Genomic DNA, 5,522 nt, shown 5'->3' with positions numbered 1-5,522 from the left:
GCCCGCTCCGTACGGCGGCCAGCCGGCTGGTGCGCGCCCGCGGCGGCAACGGCAGCGGCCGAGCGGAGCCGAGCGCCGACGTCGGGACCGGCCAGGGGGACGCTCAGGTCGGTGCCGCGGCCGAGCGCGAGCCGGTCGAGGTGGCCGTCTCCGGCAGCCTCGCCCATCTCTACCTGACCGCCGCGCCCGGTCGGCTCTCCCGGGAGCGGGTCGACGAGCTCGCGCCCGCGCTGGTGCCCGGCCTCATCGCGCGCCACGCGATCGGCCTGGTGGTCACCCGGCGTGGCGACGGCGCCCTGGTGGTGGAGAACGCCGACGGCCGGCGCGTCTACGGCGACGACGGCCTGGTCCTGGCCTCGCGCGGCGTCGACCCGCTGCTGCCCTACGGCCCGCAGGCACTGTCGGCGCTGCTCGCGCTGGACCGCACCGAGCACGTCGGCGACGTGATCCTGCTCGGTCGCTACGACCCGGAGCTGGGCGAGGTGGCGGCGTTCGAGGAGCTGGTCGGCTCGCACGGCGGCCTCGGCGGCTGGCAGACCCAGGCGCTGTTCGTGCACCCCACCCACTGGGAGGTCGGGCCCGACGGACTCGACGGGCTCGACGTGCACCAGGCGCTGGTCCGGCGGCTCCAGACGTGGGGGCTGCGCGAGTGGACCCGGGCCGACGGGGTCCCCGGCGATCCCGCGCAGACCGGAGGCGACGAGGCGGTGAGCCGGCGGTGAGGGCGACCTGGTGGGGCCACTCGTTCGTGACCGTCGAGTTCCCCGAGGGGCCGGTGGTGGCCACCGACCCGCTGCTGGCGCGACGCCTCTTCCACCTGCGCCGACGGTTGCCGGAGCCGGGCGCACGCGCACTGTGCGCGGACGTGATCGTGGTCAGCCACCTGCACCACGACCACCTGCATCTGCCCTCGCTGCGCCGGTTCTCACCACAGATCCCGCTGGTGGTGCCGGCCGGTGCCGCCCGGGCGGTGCCGTGGCTGCGCGGTCGCGGGTGCCTGGAGGTCGCCGCCGGCGACCAGATCGAGGTCGCCGGCGTGACGGTGGCGGCGCTGCCGGCGAGGCACGACCCCCGGCGGCTGCCGCTCCCCGGGATGGGGAGCGCCCCGGCGATCGGGTTCCGGCTCTCCCACCGGGAGGCCAGCTGCTGGTATCCGGGCGACACCGGGGTGGTCGACTTCGCCGCCATCGAGGCGGTCGACCTGGCGCTGGTGCCCATCGGCGGTTGGGGGCCCTCGCTCGGCGAGGAGCACCTCGACCCGGCGCAGGCGGTTGCCGCGGTGGCGGCCGTGGGCGCCCGGTGGGTGCTGCCGGTGCACTACGGCACGATGTGGCCGATGCTGCTCGAGCGGGTGCACCCGGCCAGCCACCGGCACTTCTTCGCCGAGCCCGCCGACCGGTTCCGCCGGGCGGCGGCCGAGCAGCGATTGAGCGCGGAGCTACGCGTGCCGGCCGTCGGGGAGCTGGTGGAGCTGTGACGAGCCTCGGACTCGCCGGGCTGGCGAGCCTGGTCGGACTCGTCGCGTTCGGGTCCATCATCCCGGTGGTACCGACCGGCGCACTGGTCAGCGCGGGCGCGGTGCTGGCCAAGACCGAGCGGCCCTGGGAGCTGGCCGTGGTCGTCCTGGCCGGCGCGGCCGGCGCCTATCTGGGTGACATCGTCACCTATACCGTGCTGCGCGCGGCCGGGTCACCGCTGGCCCAGCGGATCGGCTGGCTGCGCGCCGACGACCCGGACAGTGCGATCCGCACGCTGCGCGCCCGACTCGAACGGAACCAGGCGCGCTCGCTGCTGCTGGCCCGGCTGGTGCCGGCCGGCCGGATCCCCGTCCTGCTGGCGGCCGCGCTGGGCGGCTATCCGGTGCTCAGGTTCGCCGGCGCGAACGTCGGTGCCGTCGTGCTGTGGTCGGCGACGTACGCCGCCATCGGCGTGATCGGCGACGCGTTCATCCCCGATCCCCGGATCGCCGTCCTGGTGGTGGTCGTCGCCGCGCTGCTGGTCACCCTGGTGCCGAGCCTGCTGCGCCGCCGGCGAGGCGCCGGGCGGTAGCGCCGTCCCGGCGTCGGGCTCGAGCACCTGACACACCCGCCGGGGCGGACGTAGAGTGCTTCCTGGCAACGGGAACAACGGGAGGGACCCAGATGCCGCCGTATCCCTACGACGTCGTGCACGGACTTCGTGTTCTCCGCGTCGCGGTGCGGCACGCGATGATGGCGATGGCGACCGGGCCCGAGCCGGCGTACGCCGTGATGGCCGGCGGCGACCACGACTTCTCCTCCGACGCGGCCGGTGACCGCGGCGCTCACCCGTCGACGGACCGGCTCACCGACCTGCACGGCACCGCCGACCCGAGCGGTCCCGACGACGGCGACCAGGCGGTCTCGACCGAGGAGTCGGAGGAGGAACGAACCAGGATGATCGCCCTGGTCGAGCTCGCCCGCAAGGGTGACACCGAGGCCTTCGGCGCCCTCTACGACCACTACCACCGGGCGGTCTACCGGTTCCTGTTCTACCGCACCCGGTCGGTCACGCTGGCCGAGGACCTGACCTCGGAGACGTTCTTCCGGGCGCTGCGCTCGATGACCGGATTCCGCTGGCAGGGCAAGGACTTCGTGGCCTGGTTGATGACCATCGCGCGCAACCTGGCCACCGACCATTTCAAGGCCGGCCGGACCCGGTTGGAGATGGCCACCGAGGACATGGGGCAGCACGACGACGCCACCGACGGGCCGGAGTCGATCGTGATGAGCCAGGTCACCAACTCGCTGCTGTTGGAGTCCCTGGCCGAGCTGCCCGCCGAGCAACGCGACTGCATCGTGCTGCGCTTCCTGCAGGGGATGAGCATCGCCGAGACGGCGGCGGTCCTCGACCGCAGTGACGGCGCGGTCAAACAGCTCCAGCTGCGCGGGATCCGCAACCTCGCCAAGCTGGTGCCCGACGGGCTGCGGGAGTAGGTGACGGGCGTGAGGAACCTCATCTGGACGTGGCCGGTCCTGCACGTAACCCGGCGACTCGGCGCCTCGTTGAGCACGATGGACAAGCAGCCGCACGAGCTCTCGATCTCGTGCCTACCGACGAGGACCGAACCATGAGCCCGGCGTTCCCGGCGCGTCGTCGTGCCGATGAGTTCGAGCGCCTCGTCGAGGCCGCTCGGAACGCCGACGACGACGCGGCGCCCGCTTCGTCGGCCGCCCGCGAGGTCGCCGACCTGGTGGCCCTCGTCGGCGAGCTGCGCGAGGTGACCCCGCCGGCGCCACGGCCGGAGTTCGTCGCCGATCTGCGGGAGCGGCTGATGACGGCCGCCGCCACCGAGCTGACCGAGGCGGCGAGGCAGGCCGAGGAGCGCAACGACAGGCTGACGGTACGGCGGCTGAGCGACCCCACCAAGGCCGGCCGCCGGCGGCGTCGGATGGCCGTCGGCATCGCGGCGCTGGTGATCGTCGGCGGCACCACCGGCACCGCCCTGGCCTCGCAGAACGCCCTGCCCGGGGACACCCTCTACCCGGTCAAGCGGGCGGTGGAGAACCTCCGGACGGGCCTCAGCATCAGCGATCACGCCAAGGGCACCCAGCTGCTCGGCGACGCCGGCACCCGGCTGGAGGAGGTGCGCGAGCTCGCCGAGAGCATCGCGCAGACCACTCCCGGCGGCACCGCCGACTCCCACGACGCGGCCTCGATGGAACAGACCCTGGAGGCCTTCTCCAGCCAGGCCACCAAGGGCTCGGACCTGCTGCTCGACGACTACCGTGCGCACCAGGACGCCTCCTCGATCAAGGCGCTGCACACCTTCACCTCCGACGGCATCGACCAGCTGGCACAGCTCGAGCCGGTGGTGCCCGACGACGCCAAGGACGCGCTCGGCGACGCCGCCCAGACGCTGCTGTCGATCGACCAGACGGCAGCCTCGCTGTGCGCCGAGTGCGGCAGTGCGATCACCGAGCTGCCGGCGAGCCTGGTCGGCGCGCTCGACCTCGACGGGCTGCCCGACTCGGGATCGAACTCCGACGACACCACCGCCGACGGCCCGGCCGACACGCCGACGGACCAGCCCTCGCTGCCCACCGTCGATCCCAGCTCGCTCTCCCCCGGCTCGGTCACCGGGGACTCCAGCGATTCCTCGACCTCCACTCCGGGATCGACCACGTCGACCGGCACCTCGACGAAGACCGGCAAGTCGGGCAACAAGTCGACCAGCACGAGCAAGTCGAGCTCCAGCAGCGACAGCTCCTCCGGTGCCTCCTCGAACAGCAGCACCGGCAGCACCCTGGGCGACACCGTGGACGGAGTGACCGACGGCGTGACCGGTCTGCTCTCCGGCGTCCTCGGCGGGCTGCTCGGCGGCAGCTGAGCCCGGCCGGGCGCGGGCCAGGCTCAGCGGAAGACCGACTCCCGCTGGACCAGCAGTGAGTACAGCGTCTGCTGGATCGACTCCCGCACCTGGTCGGTCACGTTGAAGACCAGCATCGGGTCGTCGGCGGCGCCGGAGTCGTAGGCGTCGGTGCGGACCGGCTCGCCGAACTCCATCAGCCACTTCGACGGCAGCGGAATCGCGCCCAACGGACCGAGCAGCGGGAAGAACGGAGTGATCGGCAGGTACGGGACGCCGAGCACCTTGGCCAGCGCCGGGATGTTGCCGACCAGCGGATAGATCTCCTCGGCGCCGACCACCGACAGCGGCACGATCGGGACGCCGGTGCGCACCGCCGCCGCGACGAACCCGCCGCGGCCGAACCGCTGCAGCTTGTACCGCTCGCTGAACGGCTTCCCGATGCCCTTGAAGCCCTCCGGCCACACGCCGACCAGCTCACCACCGCGCAGCATCCGCTCGGCGTCCTCGTTGCAGGCCAGGGTCGCACCGCTCTTACGGGCCAACATCGCCACGAAGGGCAGCCGGAAGACCAGGTCCGCGCCGAGTGGACGGAGGTCGCGGCCGGTGTGGTCGTGGATGGTCACCATCGTCATCAGGCCGTCGACCGGCAGCGTGCCGGAGTGGTTGGAGACGACCAGCGCGCCACCGGTGGCGGGGATGTTCTCCACGCCGCGGACCTCGATCCGGAACCACTTCTCCTTCAGCGGGCGGAGCACGGCGAGCAGGAACCGCGAGGTGAGCTCGCGGTCGAACCCGTACTCGTCCACCTCGTAACGGCCGGTGAGCCGACGGCGCCAGAAGGCCAGCATGCCGGCCAGCTGCGGCTCCCAGTCGGCGCCGAAGATCTCCTTCGCCGCCGAGTCGAGCGCGGCCTGCCAGTCCGCCGCCGAGATGGCCCCCCACGGATGACGCTCACGGGTGCTCGCCGGCGGTGGGCCGGCGGCGATCCGCTCGGCGGCCTGGGCGGCCTCGTCGGCACCGTCGGCGCCGTCGGCGGCCGACGTCTCGGTGGCGCGACGGGCCCGGTCCGCGTCGATCCGGCCCGGATCGGCGGGGCCGGCAGGCGCTCCGCGCGAGGGGGCGGCCTTCTTCTTGCGCACCGGCCGCGGCCGCGCCGTACCACCGGCGAGACTGCGAGCCGCCGCCGAGGGTG

General features: G+C 73.4%; 5 protein-coding genes and 1 pseudogene. 5 read left to right on the top strand and 1 reads right to left on the bottom strand.

The features are described 5' to 3' along the window. The 5 genes and pseudogenes from QM638_RS09690 to QM638_RS09670 all read left to right on the top strand — a co-directional run. Nucleotides 1–722 (top strand): annotated as a pseudogene (locus tag QM638_RS09690) (hypothetical protein); the annotation flags it as partial. Then, on the top strand, nt 719–1,477 hold the full coding sequence (locus QM638_RS09685; protein ID WP_415141760.1) for an MBL fold metallo-hydrolase: 759 nt from the start codon (nt 719–721) through the stop codon (nt 1,475–1,477). The pseudogene QM638_RS09690 and the gene QM638_RS09685, both read left to right, overlap by 4 nt. Continuing rightward, entirely contained in the window at nt 1,474–2,049 is a 576-nt protein-coding gene (locus QM638_RS09680) for a DedA family protein (RefSeq protein ID WP_415141759.1), read from the top strand. The genes QM638_RS09685 and QM638_RS09680 overlap by 4 nt, the downstream gene beginning before the upstream one ends. 92 nt (nt 2,050–2,141) lie before the next feature. Next, nucleotides 2,142–2,954 (top strand): sigma-70 family RNA polymerase sigma factor, encoded by an 813-nt coding sequence (locus tag QM638_RS09675; protein ID WP_415141758.1) that lies wholly within the window; start codon nt 2,142–2,144, stop codon nt 2,952–2,954. A gap of 134 nt (nt 2,955–3,088) precedes the next feature. After that, a complete protein-coding gene (locus QM638_RS09670; RefSeq protein WP_415141757.1) occupies nt 3,089–4,348 on the top strand; it encodes a DUF5667 domain-containing protein in 1,260 nt (419 codons plus the stop codon). 23 nt (nt 4,349–4,371) lie between these two features. On the opposite strand, the gene QM638_RS09665 is transcribed toward QM638_RS09670, so the two are convergent. Then, the gene (locus QM638_RS09665) at nt 4,372–5,469 is read right to left on the bottom strand and encodes a lysophospholipid acyltransferase family protein (protein WP_415141761.1); all 1,098 of its coding nucleotides are present in this window, start codon (nt 5,467–5,469) and stop codon (nt 4,372–4,374) included. Nucleotides 5,470–5,522: the final 53 nt, after the last annotated feature.

The sequence above is a fragment of the Nocardioides sp. genome, from assembly GCF_047606145.1.
Taxonomy (GTDB): Bacteria; Actinomycetota; Actinomycetes; order Propionibacteriales; family Nocardioidaceae; genus Nocardioides.
Note: the sequence above shows the minus strand (reverse complement) of the source record. Positions and strands in the feature narration are given on the sequence as shown.

Coding starts and splice junctions, on each gene's coding strand:
- QM638_RS09670 (WP_415141757.1), top strand. CDS start 3,089: ATGAGCCCGGCGTTCCCGGCGCGTCGTCGTGCCGATGAGTTCGAGCGC.
- QM638_RS09675 (WP_415141758.1), top strand. CDS start 2,142: ATGCCGCCGTATCCCTACGACGTCGTGCACGGACTTCGTGTTCTCCGC.